Genomic DNA, 23,741 nt, shown 5'->3' with positions numbered 1-23,741 from the left:
GCAGGCGGTGCTGGGGCATTGGAGGGTAGCTCTTATATAAGAGTTAGAATCCGTGCCACGCCGACGCACAAGGTCGGCGCCCCTTACACGACCCGAACCCGATGGTTGCTCCCTCCTCCAAAGAAGTCTTCATCCAAGGCATTACCCTCGAAGGGAGGACCTTTCGGCCCAGCGACTGGGCCGAGCGCCTGGCGGGGGTCATGAGCCAGTTCCGCCCCGGCGGTGCCGTGCCTGGCAGCCACCTGAACTACTCCCCCTGGTGCATTCCTACCAGCATGAACGGAGTGAAGTGCGTGGTGGTCCACCGCGACCTGCAGGCGCACGAGCCCATGGCGTGGGACTTCGTGCTCAACTTTGCCAGAGACAACAACTTGCAGGTCGTCGAAGCCTGCCTGCTCCCCGATCCCAAGGCCTGACAACACAGGCCTTTTCTTTTGGGTGGGCGTGTGTGCCCCCGGGGTGCTGTGCCGAGCAGCGCCGGGCACAAAAAAACCGCCCGGAGGCGGTTTCTCTGCTTTGCTGACAGCGCACCCGTTACAAACGGCGGGTGGCGAGCCACCCGGGCTGTTGGCCTGCGCGGGGCAGGCGGTGAATTTAGGCGGCTGCCAGAGCCAAGGCTTTCACCTTGGCGGACAGGCGGCTCTTGTCGCGAGCTGCCTTGTTCTTGTGGAAGATGCCCTTGTCGGCGATGGTGTCCAGCACGGACTGGGCCTTGGCGAACAACTCGGTTGCCTTGGTCTTGTCACCGGCCAGAACAGCCTTCTCGACGTTCTTGACGGCGGTGCGGTACTTGGAGCGCAGCGAGGTGTTGGCTGCGTTCAGCTTGAGGCCTTGGCGGGCGCGCTTGCGGCCCGATGCCAGGCGGGGGTTCTTTTTCTTTGGCTTTCCAGATGCCATGGTATGTGTTCCTTGTGTCTGAGGATGTTGTCAGCAAAGCCGGCCATTATAGCGCAGCCGCCATTTCGGGCGTGGCGCGACGCCAAACGCATACACTTGCGCCGGTGTCCCTGTTCAAAGCCGCTTCCACCGTATCGCTGTTGACCCTGGCCTCCCGCGTGACGGGCCTGGTGCGTGATCTGCTCATGGCCTCGATGTTCGGCGCCAACGTTCTGACAGACGCTTTCAACGTCGCTTTTCGCATTCCCAACCTGTTTCGCCGCTTGTTCGCCGAAGGGGCGTTCAGCCAGGCCTTCGTGCCCGTCCTGGCCGCGCACAAGGCGCAGCATGGCGATGAGGACACCCATGCACTTGTGAACGCCGTGGCCACGGCGCTGTTCTGGGCGCTGCTACTGACCTGCGTGCTGGGGGTGGTAGGAGCGCCGCTGCTCGTGTGGGCGCTGGCCAGCGGGTTGCGCCAGAGTCCGGAGGGGTTCGACGCCGCCGTGTTCATGACGCGCTGGATGTTCCCCTATATTGGATTCATGTCGCTGGTGGCCCTTTCGGCGGGCGTGCTCAACACCTGGAAGCGCTTTGGCGTGCCGGCCGCCACACCCGTGCTGCTGAACCTGTGCATGATCGCGGCCGCTTGGCTGGGCGCGCCACAACTGGCGGCGCGGGGCATAGAGCCCATCTACGCCATGGTGGGCGGGGTGATGGGCGGCGGGGTGCTGCAACTGGCGGTGCAACTGCCCGCATTGCGCCGCCTGGGGCTGCTGCCCCGCATCGGCATGACCTGGGGCAGGGTACGCAGTGCCTGGCAGGACCCAGGCGTGCGCCGCATTCTTACCCTGATGGCGCCGGCGTTGCTGGGCGTGGGGGTGGCGCAGATCTCGCTGATGATCAACACGCAGATCGCGTCCTATCTCACGCCGGGCAGCGTGACATGGCTGTTTTATGCCGACCGCCTCATGGAATTTCCCACGGCCCTGCTGGGCGTGGCGCTGGGCGTGGTGCTCACGCCGCAGTTGTCGGCCGCCAAGGCTGCGGGGGATGGTGAACGCTACTCGGCCATGCTGGACTGGGGGCTGCGCATCGTGGTGCTGCTGGCCGTACCCTGCGCCGTGGGACTGCTGACCTTCGCAACGCCGCTGGTGGCCACGCTGTTCCACCATGGTGCGCTGAACGACGGCGACGTACGGCAGATCTCCGTGGCGCTGGCAGGCTATGGAGCGGGGTTGCTGGGCCTGGTGGCCATCAAGGTGCTGGCGCCGGGTTACTACGCCAGCCAGGATATCCGCACGCCCGTGCGCATCGCCATCGTGGTGCTGGTGGCCACGCAGATCATGAATGCCGCGCTGGTGCCCCTGCTGGCGCACGCGGGGCTGGCGCTGTCCATTGGCCTGGGTGCGCTCATCAACGCCCTGTGGCTGCTCACGGGGCTGCTGCGGCGGGGAAGCTTTCGCCCCCGCGAAGGCTGGGGCCGGTTTGCGCTACAGGTGATTGCCGCTAGTGCGCTGCTGGCCGTGTTCCTGCTCTGGGCCTCCCACCACTTCGACTGGCTGGCGCTGCGAGCGCACAGCTTGCAGCGTGCGGGACTGCTGGCGCTGCTGCTCGCCGCATCGGCCGCGCTGTACTTTGGCGCGCTGTGGGCCTGCGGGCTCAAGCTGCGCCAGCTGTTGCGCCGCTGAAGGGAGAGGGCGCATGGCGTTGAGCTATTCCGTTCCCACGCCGCTGGAGTATTTCGCGTCGCTGGTCCAGGTGCCGCAGGGCGGCGCCATCGCGTTGCTGGAGTCGGCGGCCTGCATCGCGCAGGACGAATATCCGCGCCTGGATGTGCAGCAGTTCCTGGACGAGATGGACCGCCTGCAGGCGCGGCTGCAGCGGCGCATTGCGCAGGATGCCGAACCGCTGCTGCGGCTCAATCTGCTCAACCAGTTTTTCTTTGGCGAACTGGGCTTCGCGGGCAATCTCAACGACTACTACGCGCCGGGCAACAGCTATTTGCACGTCGTGCTGGAGAAGCGGCGCGGCATTCCCATCTCGCTGGCGGTGCTGTGGCTGGAGCTGGCGCAGGGCGTGGGCCTGCGTGCGCACGGGGTGGCCTTTCCCGGGCATTTCCTGGTCAAGGTGCTCATGCCCACGGGCCAGGTCGTGATGGACCCGATGACGGGGCTTTCCCTCTCGCGCGAAGCGCTGGGCGAGCGGCTGGAACCTTTTCGCCGCGGACACGGACCGCTGGAGGACGAAGCTCCGCTGGGCCTGTATCTGCAGGCCGCCACGGAGCGGGACATTCTTGCGCGCATGCTGCGCAATCTGAAGGAAATCCACCGCGCGCGCCAGGACTGGAGTCGCCTGGTGGCGGTGCAGGACCGGCTCATCGTGTTGCTGCCCGATGCCTGGAGCGAGTGGCGCGACCGCGGCCTGGCGTATGCGGAGAGCGGCGCATCCCTGCAAGCGCTGGAGAACCTGGAGACCTATCTGGCCCACGCTGCGGGTGCCGAAGATGCCCCTGCGATCGCACAGCGCGTGAAAGAATTGCGCCGTTTCTGATCCAGGCCAAGCGTGCCATGTGACAAAAACATGGCAAAAGCGCACCATGTCATGTGCTGGACACGAAGAGTTGTCACCATCTTCTGCCTGCTGAGAAGGTACCAGTCATGCCGCATATATCCGAGATCAATTCCCACGAACTCATGGAACGCATCGCCGACGATCTGGCCGACGGCTATGACGAGGAGTTGGAGCTGGAGATCGAGGACCGCGCCTTCGATGAGCACGGACTGCAGGCGCCCGTGGACCGGCTGGCACGCCAGCAATATTTCCGGGAGCTGTTCCGCCTGCAGGGCGAGCTGGTCAAGCTGCAGGACTGGGTGCAGCACTCAAGGCAGAGGGTGGTGGTGATCTTCGAGGGGCGCGACGCCGCCGGCAAGGGCGGGGTGATCAAGCGCATTACCCAACGGTTGAACCCGCGCGTGGTGCGCGTGGCGGCGCTACCTGCGCCCAATGACCGCGAGCGCACGCAGTGGTACTTCCAGCGCTATGTGGCGCACCTGCCTGCGGCAGGCGAGATCGTGCTCTTTGACCGCAGCTGGTACAACCGCGCGGGCGTCGAGAAAGTGATGGGCTTTTGCACGGAGGAGGAGTACGAGGAGTTCTTCCGCAGCGTGCCGGAGTTCGAGAAGATGCTCGTGCGCTCAGGCATCCGGCTCATCAAGTACTGGTTCTCGATCTCCGACGAGGAGCAGCACTTGCGGTTCCTGGGGCGCATCCACGACCCGCTCAAGCAGTGGAAACTGAGCCCCATGGACCTGGAGAGCCGCGTGCGCTGGGAGGAATACACCAAGGCCAAGGAGGCGATGCTGGAGCGCACCCACATCCCCGAGGCCCCATGGTGGGTGGTGCAGGCCGTGGACAAGAAGAAAGCGCGCCTCAACTGCATCGCCCACTTGCTGGAGCAGCTGCCGTATGCCGATGTGCCGCATACCGAGGTGGTGCTGCCCGACCGCGTGCGCCACCCGGACTACCTGCGCCAGCCCACACCCGGCAGCATGATCGTGCCCGAGCGGTACTGACGATTGGCGATTGGGCGGGTGATCCTGTCCACGCCAAGGCAAGCGGAGGCCGGGGGAGCCGAGCGCCTTGGGGCGCTCGGACGTGCCTTTAACAGGCCGTTGAAAAAGTGCTTTTCGAACGCATCAGGGACGCTGAGTGCGAAGACACGAGCTGCCCAGACGCGTCTGCGCAGCGATTGCAACGGCCCATCTGGCCGGTTTGCAGGCCCTCCCGCCCATTTCGGGCGCACGTATCCCTGGGCTCACGCATGATGCGCGTCCCACCAGCCGCCGATGCTGCCCATTCGCACAAGGTTGTAGGTGGCAAAGCACAGCAGCGCCTGGCCCGTGAGCTTGGCCTGACCGATCAGCTTGGTCTTTGCCAGACCACCGACGGTCTTGATCCAGCCAAAGGCCTCTTCGATGCGCTTGCGCACCTTCAGGCTGGTCTTGTAGCCCTCGTGCCGTGTCACTCGCGCATCCACCGCCGAGTGTTTGTCCTTGGCCGCCACGTGGGGCGTGACTTTGAGCTTTCTGCAGCCTTTGATGAAGGCCTTGCTGTCGTAGCCCTTGTCGGCACCGACCGTGGCCCGTTTGTTCCTGTTGCCCCGACGCTCCAACATGGCCAGCGCCGCCTCGCGCTCGGCCGTGCCGCTGGCGTGGGTGATCTCGACATCCACGATCAGCCCGTTGCGGTTCTCCATGAGGATGTGCCCCATGTGGCACAGGCGGGATTTGTCGCCCTGGCTCTTCTTGAACAGCCGGGCATCGGCGTCCGTGGTGCTCTCGTGGGTGTCGTTGCAGCGCTCCTGCCCCTTGAAGTCCACCTCGGGGTTGCGCCCAGGCGGCGTGCCGCTGTCGTCGTCTTTGCGCTTGAAGCTCTTGTGCGAGGCCCAGGCGTCAATGAGCGTGCCGTCCACGCTGAAGTGCTCGTCGCTGGCGAGCTTGCCCCACTGGGCACTGAGCTTGACGCGCTCGAAGAAGGCGCGGGCGAGGTCTTCGTTGAACAGACGTTCGCGGTTGGCGCTGAAAGTGGAGTGGTCCCAGACCTTGTCTTCGATGTTCAGGCCCACGAACCAGCGGTACAGCAGGTTGTAGTTGATCGCTTCGACCAACTGGCGCTCGCTGCGGATGGAGAACAGGATCTGCAGCAGCAAGGCCTTGAGCAGCATCTCCGGTGGCACCGATGGGCGGCCACGGCGGGCGTACACCGCTTCGAACTCGCGGTTCATGGTTGCCAGCAGCGCATCAACCACCGCGCGCAACTTGCGCAGCGGGTGTGCCTGCGGCACGCGCTCTTCAAGGCTGATGTAGCTGAACATCGCCCCCTGGAAATCTTGACTGCCTCTCATCGTCCTCGTCTGGGTCGTTCACCGATGGCTTCAGATCGTAGCGGCCAACGCGGGCGTCGGCGGGGGATTTTTCAACGGCCTGTTAAGCGGCCTTGACGGCCAATACCGGGCAATCGACGTTGAGCAAAATCTCCTGAGCCATGCTGCCCAGCAGCAGCTTGCCGACGGGCGAGCGTTTGCGCAGGCCGATCACCAGCACGGATACCTGCAGCGCCGCGACCATTTCCTCGATCTCCTCGATGGTGCTCTTGCCGCGCACGAACTGCTTGAACTCGGCCTCGATCGGCAGCGTGGCCAGGCGCTCCTCCACACGTTCGGCCTCGTAGCCGTTGACGATGCTGGGGTCTTCCTGGCGCCCGCCGGGGCCGGCGTTGACGACGACCAGGCGTTCATTGCGACGAGTGGCGATTTCGATGCCCTTGTCCAGCGCGGCCCGGCCTTCGGGGCGTGGAACGTAGGCGACGAGAATGGTCATGCAAAGTCTCCCTTATGGCTGTGATGACGATGTGTCTGGCGCACTGCGCGCCAGCCGCCAGAATAGCCCAACATCGCAGGCGTTGGCGAGTGTCATCCCGGGTGCGGGGCGCGCGATGGGGGCCAGGCGCCGCGCCGGACGCGGGAAGAGGTTTTGGGGGTGAAAAAGCCCTGCAGCGCTTGCTGGACAAGCGCGAGCAGCTATGGTTTTTGCGGCGCGGCGGTTATACCAGCCGCGCGGCTTCCAGCTCTTTCTTCAGGTAGGCGTAGAACAGCGGTGCCGCCACCAGCCCCGCGGGGCCGAAGACGGCTTCGGCCACGAACATCACCGACAGCAGCTCCCACACGCCCATGTGGGTGCGCCGCCCCACGACCTTGGCGTTGATCACGTACTCGGCCTTGTGGATCAGGATCAGGAAGGCCAGGCAGGCCACGGCCGCAACGGGCGATACCGACAGCCCCACCAGCGTGATGACTGCGTTGCACAGCAGGTTGCCCACGATGGGCACCAGGCCGGCCACGAAGGTCAGGGTGATCAAAGCGGGGGTGTAGGGCAGTTCCAAGTCCCACAGGGGCAGCACCAGCAACAGGAACAGGGCGGTGAGCAGCGTGTTGAAGGCGGCAATCCAGAACTGCGCCGCGACGATCTGGCGGAAGGCCTCTCCCATACGCGCGATGCGCAGCACCAGCTCTTGTGCCAAGGGGCCGCGTGAAGCGCCCACGCTGCGTACGGCGGCCAGTGCCCCGATCAGCAGGCCCACATAGGCATACAGCAGGCCCGTGAGCCAGGCGCGCCCCGCCATGGCCAGGGCGCCAGCCTTGGCGGCCAGATAGGCGGCGATGGTGCGCTGGATTTCGGCGGCGCCTTCGGGCAACTGGGCCGCGATGTCGGTGGGCAGCTTCAGCCGCAGTTCCAGCACGGTGCGGGCCAGGAAGTCCAGCAGTTCGCGGTATTGCTGGGGGGCGTCGACGATATAGGTGCGCGAATGCGACAGCGCCAGCGCCAGCAGCACCAAGGGAGACAGCATGACCAGCGTGGCGGCTGCCGTCTGGCCGCGGGTTGCCATGCTGTTCGCCGTGCGCGACGGGAACCACGCCAGGCGTGGCGCCAGCCAACGCGTGAGCAGAAAACCCAGGCACACGCACAGCAGCCCGGGCAGCAGCCCGCGCAGCATCACGAGCAGCAGCGCGGCGCCCATCAGCACGTAGCTGGCGATCACCACGCCCCGCGTGGCGGGCGCGAATGGCGGCCTCAGGGCGGCAGGCGTGGCGGCGGAGCCTTGCGGCGGCTGACCCGAAGGCATCGTGCCAATCGCGCTGGATCAGCCCACGACGACGGCGGCGCCGTCGCCACGCTCGGCAATGGCGCCGATGGCGTACACCGCCTCGCCCAGCGCGCGCAGCGTGGCGGCCGTGGCATCGGCGGCCTCCGCCGGCACGACCACCACCATGCCGATGCCGTTGTTGAACGTGCGGTTCATCTCGATGTCGTCGATGCCGGCGGTCTCTTGCAGCCAGGCGAACAGTTCGGTCTGCGGCCAGCTGCCGGCCTTCAGGTGGGCGGCCGTGCCTTCGGGCAGTACCCGCGGAATGTTCTCCAGCAGGCCACCACCGGTGATGTGGGCCAGGGCCTTGATCGGATGCTGTGCCAGCGCGGCCAGCACGTTCTTCACGTACAGGCGCGTGGGCTCCATGACGGCGGCCTTGAAGGGCTTGCCGTCCAGCGTGTCGGGCAGCGTGCCGGCGGCCGCGGCGCGCTCGATGCACTTGCGCACCAGCGAAAAACCGTTGGAATGCACGCCGCTGGAGGCCAGGCCCAGCACCACGTCGCCGGGTTTCACCGTCTGGCCGGTGAGGATCTTCGACTTCTCGACCGCGCCCACGGCAAAGCCGGCCAGGTCGTATTCACCGTCGGGGTACATGCCGGGCATCTCGGCCGTCTCGCCGCCGATCAGTGCGCAGCCGCTCAGCTCACAGCCACGGGCGATGCCCCCCACCACTGCGGCGGCGGTGTCCACGTCCAGCTTGCCGCAGGCGAAGTAGTCCAGGAAGAACAGAGGCTCGGCGCCCTGTACCAGCACGTCGTTGACGCTCATGGCCACCAGGTCGATGCCCACGGTGTCGTGCATGTTCCACTCGAACGCCAGCTTGAGCTTGGTGCCCACGCCGTCGGTGCCCGAGACCAGCACCGGCTCCTGGTAGCGCTTGGGCACCTCGAACAGCGCGCCAAAGCCGCCGATGCCCGCCATCACCCCCTCGCGCAGGGTCTTCTTGGCCAGCGGCTTGATGCGCTCGACCAGCGCGTCGCCTGCGTCGATGTCGACGCCGGCGTCTTTGTAGGAGATGGGAGTGGAGGGGACAGAGGAACTCATGGGATGTGCGTCAGTGCTGAGGGCCGCGGTCGGCGGGCCGGAAAGCGGGGATTTTAAGGGTCCGCCCGGGCGGGTCGCGAATGCCCCCGCGCGGCGGGCTGCGCCGCACGCGGCCCGGGCTCGGGTCGTCTGGGCCATCGACGCACTAAAATCGCGGGTTGCACGCCCTGCGTGCCACCCGCTTTCCGGGTGCCTCCGTGGTTTCGCGGCGGTGAACCGCGACGCGTCCCCTACCTTGCCTCCCATGCCATCCACTCCATCCCGTTACGGCCCGGCCAGGCTCCGCATTGCGCGCGGAGGCCGGGGCGCGCCGCATTTGCGCGGGTGGCGCTCGCCATGAAGCAGCTGGCCCTGGACATTGGCCTGGTGACCGGCCCCACGCTCGACAACTTCCATGCCGGCCCCAACGCGCAGGCACTGCAGCACCTGCGGCTGGCGGTGGCCGGTGGCGCCGCGCCGCGCTCGCCCGTGCCCACCTACCTGTGGGGCGAAACGGGCACCGGCAAGTCGCATCTGCTGCGGGCCACGTACGAGGCGCTGCGCGGGCAGGGCGCCAGCGTGGGCTGGCTCGACGCCTCCGTGGCGCTGCCCTCGGCCTTCGACGAGCGCTGGAGCGCGGTGCTGCTCGAGGAAGTGCACCTATACACCACGGCGCAGCAGGCGGCGGCTTTCAACTGGTTCGTCAACGCCATCAACCCCACCGAAGGAGCACCCCGCTGGGTACTGGCCGCGGGCGACCTGCCGCCGGCCGACCTGCCGCTGCGCGACGACCTGCGCACACGGCTGGGCTGGGGCCACGTGTTCCAGCTCCAGCTGCTGGATGAGCAGGAGCGCCGCGCCGTGCTGCGCCAGCAGGCCGATGCGCGCGGCATCTTCCTGGCCGATGAGGTCATGAACTACATGCTGGGCCGCTTTTCGCGCGACCTGGGCAGCCTCATGCAGCTGCTGGACCGGCTCGACAGCTTTGCGCTGCGCACGCAGCGCGCCGTCACCGTCCCGCTGCTCAAGACCATGCTGGAGACCGAGTAGCGCGAGGCCATCGGTGCAGGGCGCTTTCATCCACCCATTGCAATCAACGCATGACCTTTGACACGCAGGTACAACGCCGCCGACTGGCCCTGTTCGACCTGGACCACACCCTGCTGCCCCTGGATTCGGACTACGAGTGGGGCGAATTCACCATCCGCCTCGGCTGGGCCGACCGCGAAGAGTTCGGCCGGCGCAACAAGGCGTTCTACGACGACTACGTCGCCGGGCGGCTGGACGTGCACGACTACGTGCGCTTCGCCACCGACGCCATTCGCCAGCGCGGCGCCGAGGCGGCGGCCCTGGCGCACGCGCAGTTCATGCGCGAGGTGATCCAGCCCGCGCTGCGCGAGGAAGCGCGCGCGCTGGTGCAGCGCCACCGCGACGCGGGCGACGAGGTGCTCATCATCACCGCCACCAACGAGTTCGTCACCCGCCCCATCGCCCTGGCGTTGGGCGTGGATCAGCTGGTCGCCGTGGAGCTGGAGCGCGGCGACGACGGCTGGATCACCGGCGGCATTCGCGGCGTGCCCTCCATGCGCGAGGGCAAGGTGCAGCGCATGGAGCAATGGCTGGCCGAGCGCGGCCTGCGCTGGACGGACGTGGACAGCACGTTCTACAGTGACTCCATGAACGATGTGCCGCTGCTGGAAAAGGTGGATCATCCCGTCGCCACCAACCCCGATCCACGCCTGCGCGCACTGGCTTCCCAGCGCGGCTGGCGCATTCTGGACCTGTTTCCCCCACACCCATGATCAAGACCTTCATCGACAAACTGCTGGGCAAGGGCGCCGCCGGTGCGGGCCGTGGCACACGCGGCCGCTTTGGCAAGCGTGCGGAAGTGCCCGCCGCGGTGCACGGCATCAACCCCGAACTGGTGGACCGCCGCGCCAGCGACGTGGTGCGCACACTCAAGCAGGCGGGCTACGAGGCCTACATCGTCGGCGGCGCGGTGCGCGACCTGCTGCTGGGCCTCAAGCCCAAGGACTTCGACGTGGCCACCAACGCCACGCCCGAGCAGGTCAAGGGCCTGTTCCGGCGCGCCTTCATCATCGGTAAGCGCTTTCGCATCGTGCACGTGGTGCACGGCCGCGGGCGCGAGCATGAGGTGATCGAGGTCTCCACTTTCCGTGCCTACATGGACAACGCGGCAGCCGAGCAGGTGGGGGGCAACGAAAAGACCAGCAAGGCCCAGCTGGCCGGCATGCACCATGCCGTGGACGCCAGCGGCCGCGTGCTGCGCGACAACGTCTGGGGACCGCAGGACGAGGACGCCACGCGGCGCGACTTCACCGTCAACGCCATGTACTACGACCCAGAGACCGAGGTCGTGGTGGACTTCCACAAGGGCATCGAGGACGCCAAGAAACGCGTGCTGCGCATGATCGGCGACCCGGCCACGCGCTACCGCGAGGACCCCGTGCGCATCATCCGCGCCGTGCGCTTTGCGGCCAAGCTCAGCCCGCTGGGCTTTGCCCTGGAGCCCAAGACCGCCAAGCCCCTGGTGGAGTGCGAGCCGCTGCTGCGGGAGGTGCCGCAAAGCCGCCTGTTCGACGAGATGCTGAAGCTGCTGCAGACCGGCCACGCACTGGCCTCGATCGCGCAGCTCAAGTCCCTGGGGCTGGCCACGGGCATCTACCCGCTGCTGGACGTGGTGGTGGACCGTTCCAGCCACCCGTTCGTGCAGGCCGCGCTGGCCGACACCGACCGCCGCGTGGGCGAGGGCAAGCCCGTTGCGCCCAGCTTCCTGCTGGCCTGTGTGCTGTGGCAGGACGTGAAGGCCGGCTGGGAGCAGCGCCTGGGGCGCCAGCAGCCCTTCCCGGCGCTGCAGGATGCGATCGACGATGTGTTCGACAAGCGCATCGGCGATGTCTCCGGCCGCGGCAAGCTGGCGGCGGACATGCGCGAGATCTGGGTCATGCAGCCGCGCTTCGAGAAACGCTCGGGCAGCACGCCCTTCGGCATGGTGGCGCACCTGCGTTTTCGCGCGGGCTTCGACTTCCTGCGCCTGCGCGCGGACGTGGGCGAGGTGGAGGAGGCGCTGGCCGAGTGGTGGCAGGAATTTTCGCTGGCCGACGATGCGCGCCGTGAGGACATGATCGAGCAGGCGCGCGAGGAGCAGCGCGCGCGCCAGCGCAAGGCCCAGCCCACGGTACGGCGCGTGCCCAAGGCCGCGCCAGTCGCCACGGACGACGCCGAGCCCCCGCGCAGGGCCAGCGATGCCGGTGATTCCCTGGCCGAGCCAGCGGCAGAGGACGCTGCTGCGCCCAAGAAGCGCCGCCGCCGTCGCCGCAAGCCCACGGGCAGCGGTGCATCCGAGGGTGGCGCGCCCGCGGGCGAGGCGTGACCCCGCCTTCCGTGGCGGCCAGCGCCTGGGTGGGCCTGGGCGCTAATCTGGGGGATGCGCGCGGCGCGCTGCGCGACGCGGTGCGGGCGATGGGCGCGTTGCCCGGCACCCAGGTGCGGCAGGTCTCGTCGCTGTACCGCAGCGCGCCGGTGGATGCCGGCGGGCCCGACTATCTCAATGCCGTGGCGCAGTTGCAGACCACCTTGGCGCCACTGGCGCTGCTGCATGCCCTGCAGGCCATCGAGCAGGCCGCGGGGCGCGAGCGCCCCTACCGCAACGCGCCACGCACGCTGGACCTGGATCTGCTGTTGTACGGGGAGGAGCGCCTGGACGGCGCCGAACTCACGCTGCCCCACCCGCGCATGGGCGAGCGGGCCTTCGTGCTCCTTCCTTTGGCGGAACTGGCGCCCGGCCTGGCCCAGACGTGTGGCACAGCCGCCCAGCGCGCCCTGGCCAGCGGCCAGCGCATCGAGCGCCTGGCCGAAGCCACCGAATGGCTGGGCGCAAACTCCTGAATTAATAGCTGCTTGCGCTGGTCGTGCGGACGTTTGAAGGTGAAAGCACCTGCAAACCGCCATATGGAAAGCGTGAGGCGCTCTTATTTTTGATGTGAGCGCGCCGCCGATTGCGAGGCGTCACCGCCGTGGCGGCGGGTGCGGCAGCGCAACAGGGGGCGCCGTTGGGGCGGCTTGGCCCCAGGCTGACGACGACACGCCCGGACAGTCGCGCCGTGCGCCGCCCGCGGCACTCCGGTGGCACCCGGAATGCCGCGTTCCGGTCAGTCCACCTTGGCGCCGGAGGCCTTCACCACCTGCTGGTACTTGGCGCGCTCGGCGGCCATGAAGGCGTCGAACTGCTCGGGCGTGGTGGCCACGGGCTCGGCCATCAGCGCGGAAAAGCGCGTCTTGGTTTCCGGTGCCTTGAGTGCCTCTGTGAAGGCCTTGTTGAGCTTGGCGATCACGGGCTTGGGCGTGCCGGCGGGTGCCACCAGACCCCACCAGGTGTCGATGGCAAAGCCCTTGAAGGTTTGCGACAGCGGGGGCACGCCGGGCAGCATGGGGCTGGCTTCCAGCGAGGTGACGGCCAGGGCCTTGAGCTTGCCCGACTTGATGTTGGGCGCGGCGGCGGCCAGGTTGTCGATGTTGAAGTCCACCTCGCCGGCCAGCAGGGCCAGCTGCGCGGGGCTGGCGCCGCGGTAGGGGATGTGCAGCGCGAAGATGCCGGCCTTCTGCTTGAACATCTCGCCCGCCAGGTGGCCGGCGCTGCCGTTGCCGCCGCTGCCGTAGTTGAGCTTGGCGGGGTTGGCCTTGGCGTAGGCGATCAGGTCCTGCAGGGTGTTGATCTTGAGCTGCTCGGCCCGTGCGGCGTTGACCACCAGCACGTTGGGCACGCGCACCATCTGCGTGATGCCGGCGAAGTCCTTGGCCGCGTCATAGGGCATGCGGTTGTACAGCCAGGGGTTCACGGCGTGCGTGGCCGTGGCGGCGATGCCGATGGTGTGCCCGTCGGGCGCGGACTTGGCGATCAGATCGGCGCCGATGTTGCCGCCCGCACCCGCCTTGTTGTCGACGACCACCACGCCGAGCGTGTCGCGCACGCGCTCGGCCAGCGCACGCGCCGTCACGTCCAGCGGGCCGCCAGGCGCGTAGGGCACGACCAGGCGGATCGGCGCGTCCTGCGCGTGGCTCAGGGGGGCTGCGAGTGCCACGCCAATGGCAGCGGCCGAAAGAAGAAGGTGTCTGCGGTTCATAGGCCTCCATTGTGCAAAAAATGGAAGACGCTTCCGTGGCGCCGCAATGCTGCCCTGTCCTACGAAAAGGCGCGGCGCATCTTTCTACGATGGGCCCGGGCCTTGCCTGCCCCCACCCATGAAAGGACTGACATGCTGGACGCCCCCACCATCCTGGACGAATCACGCTACTCCCACTGCATCGCGGCCTGCAACGCATGCGCTGCCACCTGCGATTTCTGCGCCGCGGCGTGCCTGCGCGAGCCCGACCCGCGCCACATGGCCAAGTGCATCGCGCTGGACATGGACTGCGCCGACATCTGTCGCCTGGCCGCTGCCACCATGGCCCGCGAGAGTCCGCACGTGAACTATGTCTGCGAGCTGTGCGCGCGCATCTGCGAAAGCTGCGCACAGGAATGCATGAGCCACGCGGCGGATCATTGCCAGGACTGCGCGGAAGCCTGCAAGCGCTGCGCCAGCCTGTGCCGCGACATGATCGCTTGAGCGAAGCACGCTCCCTGAGCGGCGGCGCTTATCGCGGCCCTGTTGCAGCACTTCGCGGTGCCGTGCGCCGCGGATCGCGCACGGCGCCCGTGGTCTGGCAGATCCCGTTCCACGACACCTGCTGGCCGGGCGCAACGCCCGTTGCGTGGCGCAGGGTCGTGCGCGGTGCGCCGCGGGGAAGCGCCCGTCAGCCGCCGTGCTTGTCGGCCTCGGACGTGAACGCGTCGGCGTAGAACTCGTCGGGCGGCAGGCCACGCTCCGCGCTGTAGGCGGCGCGGGCCGAGTCCACCACGATGGGCGCGCCGCAGGCATAGACCTGATAGCCCGAGAGGTCGGCAATGTCCTCCATGACCGCCTGGTGCACGAAGCCCGTGCGGCCAGCCCAGCCGTCCTCGGGCAGGGCGTCGGAGACCACGGGCACGTAGCGCAGGTTTGGCAGCGCGGCCAGGCGCTCGCGGATCCAGCCGTCCATGTACAGGTCCGCCGGGCGGCGCCCGCCCCAGTAGAGCGTGGCCGGGCGCGTGATGCCCTTGTGCTGCATGTGTTCGATCAGCGCCTTGATGGGCGCAAAGCCCGTGCCCGAAGCCAGAAACACCATGGGCTTGTCGGAATCCTCGCGCAGGAAGAAGCTGCCGAAAGGGCCCTCCACGCGCAGGATTTCCTTCTCCTTCATGGCGTTGAACACATGGTCGGTGAAGCGCCCGCCGGGCATGTGGCGGATGTGCAGCTCCACGCCTGGCGCGCCTTCCTGCGTGTGGGGTGCGTTGGCCATGGAGTACGCGCGGCGCGCGCCGTCACGCAGGATGAATTCGATGTACTGGCCTGCGTGGTAGCGGAAGGTGTCGGCCGCGGGCAGTTGCAGGCGCACCTGCATCACATCGTGCGATGCGCGCGTGAGCGCCGCCACGCGCACCGGCAGCTTCTTGATGGGATAGGCGCTCTCGTCGGTCACCTGGCGCGATTCCAGCACCACGTCGGTCAGCGGCTGGGCACAGCAGGTGAGCACGAAGCCGGCTTCTTCCTCCTCGGTGCTCAGCGCCTTCTGTTGGTGATCGCCGTGCACCACCGAGCCGCTGAGCTTCTTGCACTTGCACGAGCCGCAGGCACCGTCCTTGCAACCGTAGGGCATGCCCACGCCGCCGCGGATGGCCGCGGACAGGATGGTTTCGCCAGCCTGCGCCTCGAAGGCACGGCCACTGGGCTGCACGGTGATCTGGAATGCGGTCTCTGCGCTGGTCATGACAGTGGGTATCCTTGGAGTTGTCTTCAAGCAAACCGACCGATTTTGCCCTCAATCCAAAACCCTCTCGGCGCCCTGCCGGCGCGCTTTCGCCGCCAGCGCGTGCTCATCATTGGCTGCGGCGACGTGGGGCTGCGCGTGGTGCGCAGCCTGACCGGACCCCAGGGCGGGAGTGGCCGCCCGCGCGTGCTTGCGCTCACGTCCTCGCCCACGCGCGTGCCGCAGCTGCGTGGGGCGGGCGTCACGCCGCTGCTGGGCAATCTGGACGATGCGGCCACGCTGGCGCGCCTGGCGGGCGTGGCCACGCGGGTGCTGCATCTGGCGCCGCCACCTGGCGAGCGCGAGGTTGGTCCGCGCTGGTGGCTGGACCCCCGCAGCACGGCGCTGGCGCGTGCGCTGCGCCGGCGCACGCTGCCGCAATCCCTGGTGTATGCCTCCACCAGCGGCGTGTATGGCGACTGCGCGGGGGCCTGGGTGCCCGAGTCGCGGCCCGTGGCGCCCGCCACGCCGCGCGCGCAGCGCCGCGTGAATGCCGAGCGCGCCATGCGTCACCTGGGTCGTGCGGGCGTGCCCGTGAGCATTCTGCGCGTGCCCGGCATCTACGCCCCTGACCGTGAGGGCGGCACGCCCGAAGCGCGCCTGCGCCGCGGCACGCCCGTGCTGGCCGAGCCTGACGACGTCTATACCAACCACATCCATGCGGATGACCTGGCGCGGGCCTGCATGCTGGCGCTGTGGCGCGCTCGTGCGCAACGTATCTACAACGTGGCAGACGACAGCCAGCTCAAGATGGGAGACTACTTCGACTTCGCGGCCGACCTCTATGGCTTGCCGCGTCCGCCGCGCGTGCAGCGCAGTACCGCGCAGGAGCAGCTACCGCTGTCGCTGCTGAGTTTCATGGGCGAATCGCGGCGGTTGACCACTACGCGCATGGCGCGCGAACTGCGCCTGCGTTTGCGCTATCCGACCGTGCGCGAAGGGCTTCAGGCACCGCACCCTTAGCGGGGGTAGGTGTTGCCCTGCTTGTCGTAGCAGCGAAACACGTTGCAGTGCGTGATTTCGCGCCGCGGCGGCGGCGCGGGCCGTGGTGGCACCACCACCACCGGCGGGGCGTAGTAGGGCGAGGGATAGACGGTGCGGCTGGAGCGCGCGCTCTCCGCGCGTGCATAGTCCGCCGGACTCAGGCACGCGAGGTCAGCCTGGCGCTGCGCCGCATCCAGCCGCGCCTGCTCGTCGTACATGCCGCGGCCCATGGTGGAGAGCACCTCCTGCAGGTTGCGCCGTGCGCGCTGGCAGTCTACGGATTGCGATGGATCGGCCGGGGTGGCGCGAGGGCGCGCTGCACGCGTCGCGGGCTCGGCGTCGCGCTGTTGCTGGCGCTCCCATTGCTGTCGCTCCTGCTTGCGCTCCAGGGCTTCGGCGGCTTGCTCGCGCTCCTGCTGGATTTCCTGGGGGGTCTTGCGGGCTTCGACTTCGCGTGCGGACTGGCCGCGGCCGCAGTCGCCATCGGTGTAAGTCACCTTGCCCGTGGCCGGGTCGGTGCAGCGCACCACCTGGGCCATTGACGGCAGGGGCAGACAGGTAACCAGCGTCAGCGCCAGCGCGGCACTGACGGTGCCAAGGGAGCCAGGCAGGGCTCGGGTCATGGGCGGCCTTCAGCGCCAGTCGGGGCGCGGGTTGGGGCGGTCGCCGGGCTGGGGCTGGAATGCCTGGTTGCGTCGCTCCCGCTCGGCTTCGCGCTCCGCGCGGCGGTCACGTTCGAACTGCAGCTGCCGTTCGCGTGCCACGTCGGGGTTGGGGTGGCGCAGCAGTTGGTCTTCCTTACGGCGCTGGTCCCAGTCGCGGCGGCGTTCGGCCTCCCAACGTTCGGCGTCGCGGCGGCGTTCCGCTTCGCGCCGGTCGGCTTCACGGCGGTCCGCATCGCGGCGGCGGTCGGCTTCGCGACGACGGTCCGCCTCACGGCGTTCGCGCTCCTGGGCCTCGCGCCATTGGCGCTCACGCGCTTCCCGCCACTGGCGCTCGCGCCACGCGTCTTCACGCCAGCCGGAAGGCGGCGGGGGGTAGTCGCGCCAGCCTAACGGCGGGGCGGTATAGATCACGCCGGGCTGCTCGTACACCGTCATGGACGATGGCGCGGGATAGTAGCCGCCCCCATCGTAGTAGGGGTCACCCGGCACAGCCGCGCAGCCGACAGCCAGCGAGGCGAACACGCCGGCGGTGAGGATGCGCACAGAAGTCCAACGCGAAAGAGGCATGGAGAGGTCTCCCGGGTAAGCACGCCGGGCGGTCCGGGCCGGCGCTGTGATGGTAAAAGCGGTGGTCTCGCTGCCACCTCTTGTGTGTCAGACGCGCGTCGGGCCATTTTGGTTGACCCTACCGGACCGGCTTTGTCAGGCTTTGCCGCCTCTTCACCATTGTGACGGGGTGTTTCGCCGCCAGCGCAGGGCCTGGCGGCCGCGCGGCGCGCGATGATTCCGCCTGGCGCAAGAGCGCCGACGCTGCCTATCCGTGCTGTTGTGCTGCGGGCACGGAGCCGTCGGCGCGCAGGCGGAACAGGGCCACGGACTGCACCAGTTGCTCGGCCTGCAGCTTCAGGCTGTCGGCGGCGGCTGCGCTTTCCTCCACCAGTGCGGCGTTCTGCTGCGTGGCCTGGTCCATCTGCGCCACGGCATCGCTCACCTGGTGCACCCCGGCGCTTTGCTCCTGGCTGGCGGTGCTGATCTCGGCCACGATGCCGCTCACCCGCTGAATGGCTGTCACCACCTCCGTCATGGTGGCGCCGGCTTGGCCGACCAGTGCGGACCCCTGCTCCGCCCGCTCCACGCTGGTGTGGATCAGTTGCTTGATCTCCTTGGCCGCGGCGGCCGAGCGCTGGGCCAGCGCGCGCACCTCGCCGGCCACCACGGCGAATCCGCGGCCCTGCTCGCCGGCGCGTGCGGCCTCCACCGCGGCGTTCAGCGCCAGGATGTTGGTCTGGAAGGCAATGCCGTCGATGACGCCGATGATGTCCGCGATGCGGTGGCTGCTTTCGTTGATGCCCTGCATGGTGGTGACGACCTGGGTCACCACTTCGCCGCCCTGGCTGGCGACCTGCGAGGCGTTGGCGGCCAGCTGGTTGGCCTGGCGCGCGTTGTCGGCGTTCTGGCGCACGGTGGAACTCAGCTCCTCCATGGAGGCGGACGTTTCCTCCAGCGCGCCGGCCTGCTGCTCGGTGCGGGCCGACAGGTCGTTGTTGCCCTGGGCGATCTCGGTGCTGGCCAGTGCCACTTGGCGCGCGTTGACTCTTTCTTGTATTTTGTTTCAATAGGTAATTGCCCTGTAATGCTTGGGCATGTCAGGAAGGCCTGCCGTTGCACTCATGGCGCAAACGAAAAAGCCCCGCGGGTGGCGGGGCTGGTGAGGGTGGAGGCGGTGCGCGCTTGTATCTTTAAACCAGACCAGCGCGGTAGAGTCTGAACGCCGTTGAGGCGGCCAGACCGGCCCGTGCAGTTTGGTAGGCGCTGGGGTGATAGAGCCCGTGACTGAGTACAGAACGCATGGCCGCCGCGCTGGTCTTCGTGAAGCCCGAACGGTTACGCGCGCCTTGATTGAGCGCGCATGCACAAGCAAGGGATCTGAAGATCATGTCTGTTACCTCAGTGACGGTGGGCATCGACGTGGCCAAGGCGCACGTGGATGTCTGTGTGCTGGGTGCCAAGAGCAGCGCCCAGCGGTTTGACAACGATGCCGAAGGCCACTCGGCGCTGGCGGCTGTCCTGCAGCCCCTGGACGTGGGTCTGGTGGTGATGGAGGCCACCGGCGGCTACGAGGCCGCGTTAGCGTGTGCCCTGCAGGCCACAGGCCTGCCCGTGGCGGTCATCAACCCGCGCCAGGCGCGCGACTTCGCCAAATCCATGGGACGCCTGGCCAAGACCGACGCGGTGGATGCGCGCACGCTGGCCGAGCTGGCAGCGGTGCTGCTGCGCCGCGACGATCTGCAGCGCTTCTTGCGCCCCCTGGCCGATGAGCGCCAGCAGTGGCTCGCGGCCCTGGTCACGCGCAGGCGCCAGTTGCTGACCATGCTCCATTCGGAGCGCCAACGGCTGCAGATCACGCCCAAGAAGCTGCACGCCAGCATCGAGGCCATCGAGGCGGCGATCAAGGCGCAGCTCGATGAGATCGAAGAGCAGATGGTCACGCATGTGCGCGAGCACTTTGGGGAGCTCGACACGCTGCTGCAGTCGGCTGCGGGAGTCGGCCCGGTGGCCAGTGCCACGATGATTGCCGAGCTGCCAGAGCTGGGCCGGCTGAACCGGCGCGAGATCGCTGCATTGGTGGGCGTGGCGCCCATGGCCAATGACTCCGGCGGCAGCAAGGGCAGGCGGCGCGTACAAGGCGGGCGCTTCGAGATCCGCCGCGTGCTGTACATGGCAACGCTCACGGCCACCCGCTACAACCCGGCCATCAAGGCCTTCTACGAGCGTCTGAAGGCCGCTGGCAAGTTGCCCAAGGTCGCCCTGGTCGCTTGCATGCGCAAGTTGCTCACCACGCTCAACGCCATGGTGCGCACTGGAAAACCTTGGGACAAGTCGCTTCATTGCGCTTGACTTCGAAGACGGTTACTCAGTCCATGGTGAGCTTCTGCTTGTCCACCACGTTTTTGTAAGCCGTGTACTCCGCCTTGATTTCCTGGGCGAACTTCGCCGGCGTGTCGGCCACGATCAGCGAGCCCGTGTCCTCAATGCGCTTGCGCACCGCAGGGTCCTTCAGCACCTTGTGCACTGCGGCGTTGACCTTGTCCACGATGTCCTTGGGCAGACCCTTGGGTCCGATGATGCCGTAATAGGCCATGCGGTTCACGTTGGGCAGGCCCACTTCGGCCAGTGTGGGCACGTCGGGCAGCACGGCCAGGCGCTGCGGGGCGGCCACCACCAGGGCGGTCAGGCGCTTGTCCTTGATGAAGGGCAGGGCGGACGGCAGGTTGTCGAAGATCAGCGGGATCTGGCCGGCGACGGCGTCGTTCAGTGCCGGGCCCGAGCCGCGGTAGGGCACGTGCACCAGCTGGGTGCCGGTCTCCAGCATGAACATTTCCATCATCAGGTGGCCGATGCTGCCGGTGCCGGGCGAGCCGAACGAGTACTTGCCTGGAGTCTTCTTGACTTCGGCCAGGAAGCTCTTGTATTCCTTGCCGACGAACTGCGGGTTGGCCGCAATCACGTTGGGCGTGGCGGCGATGTTCACGACCGGGGTGAAGTCGGTGAACACGTTGTAGGGGATCTTGGGGTTGATGGCCGGGTTGGTGGCCGTGGTGGACACGGTGGCCACGCCCAGGTTGTAGCCGTCCGGCGTGGCGCGCGCGGTTTCGGCCGCACCGATGGCGCCGCCGCCGCCGCCCTTGTTCTCCACCACCACGGGCTGGCCCAGCTCGCGGCCCAGGGGCTCGGCCACCACGCGGGCGATCAGGTCGGTGGTGCCGCCCGCGGCGAAGGGCACCAGCAGGCGGATGGGCTTGTTGGGGTAGCCGGACTGGGCCTGGGCGGCCGTGCCGAGCAGGGCCAACAGGCCCAGGGTGAGTGCGCTGCGACGAATCATGCTTTTATCTCCTGTTATCGATGTGGTGAAGCAATGGCGTGCCAGTGATGGCGGGAAGGAAGCACCGGCGGGGCCGGTGCGGGAAAAGGGTCAGATGGCACCCCCCGCTTTGAGCGCTGCGATGGCCGAAGCATCCAGGCCCAGGTCGCGCAGCACCTCGTCGGTGTGCTGGCCGAGCGCGGGTGGCGCGCGATGGTAGCTGACGGGCGTGCCCGACAGCCGCATGGGGTTGGCCACCGTGGCCACGTGGGCGATGCCGTCGCCGGCGTCGCGGGGCAGCTCCCTGCGGATGCCGCGCGCGCGCACCTGTGGGTCGTCGAAGGCCTGGGCGATGGTGTTGATGGGGCCGCAGGGCACGGCCTTGTCCTCCAGCAGGGCGATCCACTCGGCGGTGCTGCGGGTCTGCAGGACGGGCTCCATCAGCGCCAGCAGCGCAGCGCGGTGCTGCACGCGTGCGGTATTGGTGGCAAAGCGTGCGTCCTGTGCCCATTCGGGGTGGCCGCACGCCTGGCAAAAGTGCGCGAACTGTCCGTCGTTGCCGATGGCCAGCAGCACGTTGCCGTCGCGGCTGCGAAAGTCCTGGTAGGGCGCCAGGCTGGGGTGGATGTTGCCGGCGCGTCCGGGCGCCTGCCCGGTGGCCAGGTAACCCGCCGCCTGGTTGGCCAGCACGGCCATGCCCACGTCGAGCAAAGCCATGTCGATGTGCTGCCCTTCGCCGGTGCCGTTGCGGGCGTTGTCGCGCGCGTTCAGCGCGGCCAGGATGGCGTTGCTGGCGTACAGGCCGGTGAACACGTCCACCACGGCCACGCCGACCTTCAGAGGCCCGCCACCGGGCTGCCCGTCGGCATGGCCGGTGATGCTCATCAGGCCGCACATGGCCTGCACCATCAGGTCGTAGCCGGCGCGTTCGGCATACGGCCCGTCCTGGCCGAAGCCGGTGATGGAGCAGTAGACCAGGCGCGGGTTCAGCGCCTTCAGGCTGGCGTAGTCCAGCCCGTATTGCGCCAGACCGCCGACCTTGAAATTCTCGACCACCACGTCGGCCTCGGCGGCCATGCGGCGCAGCAGCGCCTGGCCCTCGGGATGGGCCATGTCCACGGTGATGCTGCGCTTGTTGCGGTTGCAGGCGGTGAAGTAGCTGGCCTCGCGCGTGTCGCGGCCAGCGTCGTCCTTCAGGAAGGGCGGGCCCCAGTGGCGCGTGTCGTCACCGGCCTGGGGGCGCTCGACCTTGACCACGTCGGCGCCCAGATCGGCCAGCATCTGGGTGCACCAGGGACCGGCGAGCACGCGCGAGAGGTCCAGCACCTTGATGCCGGCAAGCGCGCCGGCGGGGGCGGTGGGTGGGGTCATGGCTGCAGAGTGGGTGCTATGAAAAAGTGAGCTGCTTGCGCTTGTCCATGCTTGATTTGGTATTTAAAACAATTTGAAATCAAGCGTGGCCAGGCGCAGCGTGCTCCTATTTTTGAGGTGCGCCGCGGCGCTTGCCTCAGTTGGCGAACGCGGCGATGCCCGTCTGCGCGCGGCCCAGGATGAGCGCGTGCACGTCGTGCGTGCCCTCGTAGGTGTTGACCACCTCCAGGTTCACCAGATGGCGCGCCACGCCAAACTCGTCGCTGATGCCGTTGCCGCCCATCATGTCGCGCGCCAGGCGGGCGATGTCCAGGGCCTTGCCGCAGTTGTTGCGCTTGATCAGCGAGGTGATCTCCACCACGTTCTGGTGCTCGTCCTTCATGCGGCCCACGCGCAGCGCGGCCTGCAGGCCCAGCGTGATCTCGGTCTGCATGTCGGCCAGCTTTTTCTGCACGAGCTGGTTGGCGGCCAGCGGGCGGCCGAACTGCTTGCGGTCCAGCGTGTACTGGCGCGCGGTGTGCCAGCAGAACTCGGCCGCGCCCATGGCGCCCCAGGCGATGCCGAAGCGTGCGCTGTTCAGGCAGGTGAACGGGCCCTTCAACCCGCGCACTTCGGGGAAGGCGTTTTCCTCGGGCACGAACACGTCGTCCATCACGATCTCACCGGTGATGGAGGCGCGCAGGCCCACCTTGCCGTGGATGGCGGGGGCGGACAGGCCCTTCATGCCCTTGTCCAGGATGAAGCCGCGGATCTGGCCCACGGTGCCGGATGCCTCCACTTCCTTGGCCCAGACGACGAACACGTCGGCCACGGGGCTGTTGGTGATCCACATCTTGTTGCCCTTGAGGCGATAGCCGCCGTCCACCTTGTAGGCGCGCGTGGCCATGCTGCCGGGGTCGGAGCCGTGGTCGGGCTCGGTCAGGCCGAAGCAGCCGATGAATTCGCCGGAAGCCAGCTTGGGCAGGTACTTCTGCTTCTGCGCCTCGGAACCGAACTCGTTGATCGGCACCATCACCAGCGACGACTGCACCGACGCCATGGAGCGATAGCCCGAGTCCACGCGCTCGATCTCGCGCGCCACCAAGCCGTAGCTCACGTAGTTCAGGCCGGCGCCGCCGTATTCGGTGGGGATGGTGGGGCCCAGCAGGCCCAGCTCGCCCATCTCGCGGAAGATGGTCACGTCGGTCTTCTCGTGGCGGAACATGTCCAGCACGCGGGGCGCCAGCTTGTCCTGGCAGTAGGCGCGCGCGGCGTCACGGACGGCGCGCTCGTCCTCGGTGAGCTGCTGGTCGAGTTGGAAGGGGTCGTCCCATTGGAAGGCGGTGCGGGTCATGGTGTCTCCAGTG

General features: G+C 67.9%; 23 protein-coding genes and 1 pseudogene. 11 read left to right on the top strand and 13 right to left on the bottom strand.

Annotated elements, in window-relative coordinates:
* The first annotated feature begins 101 nt into the window (after positions 1–101).
* Positions 102–416 (top strand): DUF3579 domain-containing protein, encoded by a 315-nt coding sequence (locus K2L43_RS13085; protein ID WP_011806142.1) that lies wholly within the window; start codon positions 102–104, stop codon positions 414–416.
* Positions 417–594: 178 nt separating this feature from the next.
* On the opposite strand, the gene rpsT is transcribed toward K2L43_RS13085, so the two are convergent.
* Entirely contained in the window at positions 595–897 is a 303-nt protein-coding gene (gene rpsT / locus K2L43_RS13080; protein ID WP_011806141.1) for a 30S ribosomal protein S20, read from the bottom strand.
* Between the two features lie 104 nt (positions 898–1,001).
* Here rpsT and murJ point away from each other — a divergent pair, with 104 nt between their 5' ends.
* The 3 genes from murJ (at position 1,002) to ppk2 (ending at position 4,451) form a co-directional block, all read left to right on the top strand.
* The gene (gene murJ / locus K2L43_RS13075; protein ID WP_047350742.1) at positions 1,002–2,567 is read left to right on the top strand and encodes a murein biosynthesis integral membrane protein MurJ; all 1,566 of its coding nucleotides are present in this window, start codon (positions 1,002–1,004) and stop codon (positions 2,565–2,567) included.
* A gap of 13 nt (positions 2,568–2,580) precedes the next feature.
* Positions 2,581–3,429: a SirB1 family protein gene (locus tag K2L43_RS13070; protein WP_047350733.1), complete on the top strand. Its 849-nt coding sequence runs from the start codon at positions 2,581–2,583 to the stop codon at positions 3,427–3,429.
* 107 nt (positions 3,430–3,536) lie between these two features.
* Complete coding sequence (gene ppk2 / locus K2L43_RS13065; protein ID WP_220637719.1) at positions 3,537–4,451, top strand: polyphosphate kinase 2; 915 nt, start codon at positions 3,537–3,539, stop codon at positions 4,449–4,451.
* Positions 4,452–4,693: 242 nt separating this feature from the next.
* On the opposite strand, the gene K2L43_RS13060 is transcribed toward ppk2, so the two are convergent.
* The 4 genes from K2L43_RS13060 to purM all read right to left on the bottom strand — a co-directional run bounded on the left by K2L43_RS13060 (position 4,694) and on the right by purM (position 8,628).
* Positions 4,694–5,782, bottom strand: a complete 1,089-nt coding sequence (locus K2L43_RS13060; RefSeq protein WP_011803559.1) for an IS5-like element ISDisp1 family transposase — start codon at positions 5,780–5,782, stop codon at positions 4,694–4,696.
* An 82-nt stretch (positions 5,783–5,864) separates the two neighbouring features.
* Positions 5,865–6,257, bottom strand: a complete 393-nt coding sequence (locus K2L43_RS13055; RefSeq protein ID WP_011806137.1) for a universal stress protein — start codon at positions 6,255–6,257, stop codon at positions 5,865–5,867.
* A gap of 223 nt (positions 6,258–6,480) precedes the next feature.
* Positions 6,481–7,560 carry an AI-2E family transporter gene (locus tag K2L43_RS13050; RefSeq protein ID WP_220637718.1) on the bottom strand — a complete coding sequence of 360 codons (1,080 nt, stop codon included), beginning with the start codon at positions 7,558–7,560 and terminating at the stop codon, positions 6,481–6,483.
* Between the two features lie 18 nt (positions 7,561–7,578).
* Entirely contained in the window at positions 7,579–8,628 is a 1,050-nt protein-coding gene (gene purM / locus K2L43_RS13045; RefSeq protein ID WP_220637717.1) for a phosphoribosylformylglycinamidine cyclo-ligase, read from the bottom strand.
* A gap of 336 nt (positions 8,629–8,964) precedes the next feature.
* Here purM and hda point away from each other — a divergent pair, with 336 nt between their 5' ends.
* From hda to folK, 4 genes are read left to right on the top strand one after another with little or no spacing between them, the layout of a single operon-like run.
* The gene (gene hda, locus K2L43_RS13040) at positions 8,965–9,657 is read left to right on the top strand and encodes a DnaA regulatory inactivator Hda (RefSeq protein WP_220637716.1); all 693 of its coding nucleotides are present in this window, start codon (positions 8,965–8,967) and stop codon (positions 9,655–9,657) included.
* A gap of 50 nt (positions 9,658–9,707) precedes the next feature.
* Entirely contained in the window at positions 9,708–10,409 is a 702-nt protein-coding gene (locus K2L43_RS13035) for an HAD family phosphatase (RefSeq protein ID WP_220637715.1), read from the top strand.
* Positions 10,406–12,001 (top strand): polynucleotide adenylyltransferase PcnB, encoded by a 1,596-nt coding sequence (pcnB, locus tag K2L43_RS13030; protein ID WP_103738815.1) that lies wholly within the window; start codon positions 10,406–10,408, stop codon positions 11,999–12,001. The genes K2L43_RS13035 and pcnB overlap by 4 nt, the downstream gene beginning before the upstream one ends.
* The gene (gene folK / locus K2L43_RS13025; protein ID WP_253940027.1) at positions 11,998–12,516 is read left to right on the top strand and encodes a 2-amino-4-hydroxy-6-hydroxymethyldihydropteridine diphosphokinase; all 519 of its coding nucleotides are present in this window, start codon (positions 11,998–12,000) and stop codon (positions 12,514–12,516) included. The genes pcnB and folK overlap by 4 nt, the downstream gene beginning before the upstream one ends.
* A gap of 263 nt (positions 12,517–12,779) precedes the next feature.
* Here folK and K2L43_RS13020 read toward each other — a convergent pair whose 3' ends face one another.
* The gene (locus K2L43_RS13020; RefSeq protein ID WP_015913806.1) at positions 12,780–13,751 is read right to left on the bottom strand and encodes a tripartite tricarboxylate transporter substrate binding protein; all 972 of its coding nucleotides are present in this window, start codon (positions 13,749–13,751) and stop codon (positions 12,780–12,782) included.
* 132 nt (positions 13,752–13,883) lie between these two features.
* Between K2L43_RS13020 and K2L43_RS13015 the strand changes: the two genes are divergently transcribed.
* Positions 13,884–14,234: a four-helix bundle copper-binding protein gene (locus K2L43_RS13015; RefSeq protein ID WP_103738818.1), complete on the top strand. Its 351-nt coding sequence runs from the start codon at positions 13,884–13,886 to the stop codon at positions 14,232–14,234.
* A 187-nt stretch (positions 14,235–14,421) separates the two neighbouring features.
* On the opposite strand, the gene K2L43_RS13010 is transcribed toward K2L43_RS13015, so the two are convergent.
* Positions 14,422–15,474 (bottom strand): CDP-6-deoxy-delta-3,4-glucoseen reductase, encoded by a 1,053-nt coding sequence (locus K2L43_RS13010; protein ID WP_220637714.1) that lies wholly within the window; start codon positions 15,472–15,474, stop codon positions 14,422–14,424.
* A gap of 45 nt (positions 15,475–15,519) precedes the next feature.
* Here K2L43_RS13010 and K2L43_RS13005 point away from each other — a divergent pair, with 45 nt between their 5' ends.
* Positions 15,520–16,476 (top strand): SDR family oxidoreductase, encoded by a 957-nt coding sequence (locus K2L43_RS13005; RefSeq protein ID WP_220637713.1) that lies wholly within the window; start codon positions 15,520–15,522, stop codon positions 16,474–16,476.
* Here K2L43_RS13005 and K2L43_RS13000 read toward each other — a convergent pair.
* From K2L43_RS13000 to K2L43_RS12990, 3 genes and pseudogenes are all read right to left on the bottom strand, one after another.
* Positions 16,473–17,120 (bottom strand): DUF4124 domain-containing protein, encoded by a 648-nt coding sequence (locus tag K2L43_RS13000; RefSeq protein WP_011806126.1) that lies wholly within the window; start codon positions 17,118–17,120, stop codon positions 16,473–16,475. The genes K2L43_RS13005 and K2L43_RS13000 overlap by 4 nt on opposite strands.
* Positions 17,121–17,129: 9 nt before the next feature.
* Positions 17,130–17,729 (bottom strand): hypothetical protein, encoded by a 600-nt coding sequence (locus K2L43_RS12995; RefSeq protein WP_220637712.1) that lies wholly within the window; start codon positions 17,727–17,729, stop codon positions 17,130–17,132.
* Positions 17,730–17,976: 247 nt separating this feature from the next.
* Positions 17,977–18,759, bottom strand: a pseudogene (locus K2L43_RS12990) (methyl-accepting chemotaxis protein); the annotation flags it as partial.
* 338 nt (positions 18,760–19,097) lie between these two features.
* Between K2L43_RS12990 and K2L43_RS12985 the strand changes: the two are divergent.
* Positions 19,098–20,060, top strand: a complete 963-nt coding sequence (locus K2L43_RS12985; RefSeq protein ID WP_370632952.1) for an IS110 family transposase — start codon at positions 19,098–19,100, stop codon at positions 20,058–20,060.
* A 16-nt stretch (positions 20,061–20,076) separates the two neighbouring features.
* Here K2L43_RS12985 and K2L43_RS12980 read toward each other — a convergent pair whose 3' ends face one another.
* From K2L43_RS12980 to K2L43_RS12970, 3 genes are all read right to left on the bottom strand, one after another.
* Positions 20,077–21,045, bottom strand: coding sequence for a tripartite tricarboxylate transporter substrate binding protein BugE (locus tag K2L43_RS12980; RefSeq protein ID WP_015913802.1), 969 nt, complete (start codon positions 21,043–21,045; stop codon positions 20,077–20,079).
* A gap of 90 nt (positions 21,046–21,135) precedes the next feature.
* Positions 21,136–22,395, bottom strand: coding sequence for a CaiB/BaiF CoA-transferase family protein (locus K2L43_RS12975; RefSeq protein ID WP_220637711.1), 1,260 nt, complete (start codon positions 22,393–22,395; stop codon positions 21,136–21,138).
* Between the two features lie 136 nt (positions 22,396–22,531).
* Positions 22,532–23,728 carry an acyl-CoA dehydrogenase gene (locus K2L43_RS12970; RefSeq protein ID WP_047350724.1) on the bottom strand — a complete coding sequence of 399 codons (1,197 nt, stop codon included), beginning with the start codon at positions 23,726–23,728 and terminating at the stop codon, positions 22,532–22,534.
* Positions 23,729–23,741: the final 13 nt, after the last annotated feature.

The sequence above is a fragment of the Diaphorobacter sp. MNS-0 genome (assembly GCF_019602835.1).
In the GTDB taxonomy this organism is placed as follows: domain Bacteria; phylum Pseudomonadota; class Gammaproteobacteria; order Burkholderiales; family Burkholderiaceae_C; genus Diaphorobacter; species Diaphorobacter nitroreducens.
The sequence above is the reverse complement of the archived record's forward strand: the minus strand, read 5'-3'. Positions and strand labels throughout refer to the sequence as shown.

Excerpts from the sequence above, each read along its gene's own strand:
- K2L43_RS12985 (WP_370632952.1), top strand. The coding sequence starts at position 19,098 with ATGTCTGTTACCTCAGTGACGGTGGGCATCGACGTGGCCAAGGCGCAC.
- K2L43_RS13035 (WP_220637715.1), top strand. The coding sequence starts at position 9,708 with ATGACCTTTGACACGCAGGTACAACGCCGCCGACTGGCCCTGTTCGAC.
- K2L43_RS13060 (WP_011803559.1), bottom strand. The coding sequence starts at position 5,782 with ATGAGAGGCAGTCAAGATTTCCAGGGGGCGATGTTCAGCTACATCAGC.
- K2L43_RS12975 (WP_220637711.1), bottom strand. The coding sequence starts at position 22,395 with ATGACCCCACCCACCGCCCCCGCCGGCGCGCTTGCCGGCATCAAGGTG.
- hda (WP_220637716.1), top strand. The coding sequence starts at position 8,965 with ATGAAGCAGCTGGCCCTGGACATTGGCCTGGTGACCGGCCCCACGCTC.
- pcnB (WP_103738815.1), top strand. The coding sequence starts at position 10,406 with ATGATCAAGACCTTCATCGACAAACTGCTGGGCAAGGGCGCCGCCGGT.
- K2L43_RS13070 (WP_047350733.1), top strand. The coding sequence starts at position 2,581 with ATGGCGTTGAGCTATTCCGTTCCCACGCCGCTGGAGTATTTCGCGTCG.
- K2L43_RS13050 (WP_220637718.1), bottom strand. The coding sequence starts at position 7,560 with ATGCCTTCGGGTCAGCCGCCGCAAGGCTCCGCCGCCACGCCTGCCGCC.
- rpsT (WP_011806141.1), bottom strand. The coding sequence starts at position 897 with ATGGCATCTGGAAAGCCAAAGAAAAAGAACCCCCGCCTGGCATCGGGC.
- K2L43_RS12970 (WP_047350724.1), bottom strand. The coding sequence starts at position 23,728 with ATGACCCGCACCGCCTTCCAATGGGACGACCCCTTCCAACTCGACCAG.
- K2L43_RS13015 (WP_103738818.1), top strand. The coding sequence starts at position 13,884 with ATGCTGGACGCCCCCACCATCCTGGACGAATCACGCTACTCCCACTGC.
- K2L43_RS13055 (WP_011806137.1), bottom strand. The coding sequence starts at position 6,257 with ATGACCATTCTCGTCGCCTACGTTCCACGCCCCGAAGGCCGGGCCGCG.
- ppk2 (WP_220637719.1), top strand. The coding sequence starts at position 3,537 with ATGCCGCATATATCCGAGATCAATTCCCACGAACTCATGGAACGCATC.
- K2L43_RS13000 (WP_011806126.1), bottom strand. The coding sequence starts at position 17,120 with ATGACCCGAGCCCTGCCTGGCTCCCTTGGCACCGTCAGTGCCGCGCTG.
- K2L43_RS13085 (WP_011806142.1), top strand. The coding sequence starts at position 102 with ATGGTTGCTCCCTCCTCCAAAGAAGTCTTCATCCAAGGCATTACCCTC.
- K2L43_RS13020 (WP_015913806.1), bottom strand. The coding sequence starts at position 13,751 with ATGAACCGCAGACACCTTCTTCTTTCGGCCGCTGCCATTGGCGTGGCA.
- K2L43_RS12995 (WP_220637712.1), bottom strand. The coding sequence starts at position 17,729 with ATGCCTCTTTCGCGTTGGACTTCTGTGCGCATCCTCACCGCCGGCGTG.
- K2L43_RS13010 (WP_220637714.1), bottom strand. The coding sequence starts at position 15,474 with ATGACCAGCGCAGAGACCGCATTCCAGATCACCGTGCAGCCCAGTGGC.
- purM (WP_220637717.1), bottom strand. The coding sequence starts at position 8,628 with ATGAGTTCCTCTGTCCCCTCCACTCCCATCTCCTACAAAGACGCCGGC.
- K2L43_RS12980 (WP_015913802.1), bottom strand. The coding sequence starts at position 21,045 with ATGATTCGTCGCAGCGCACTCACCCTGGGCCTGTTGGCCCTGCTCGGC.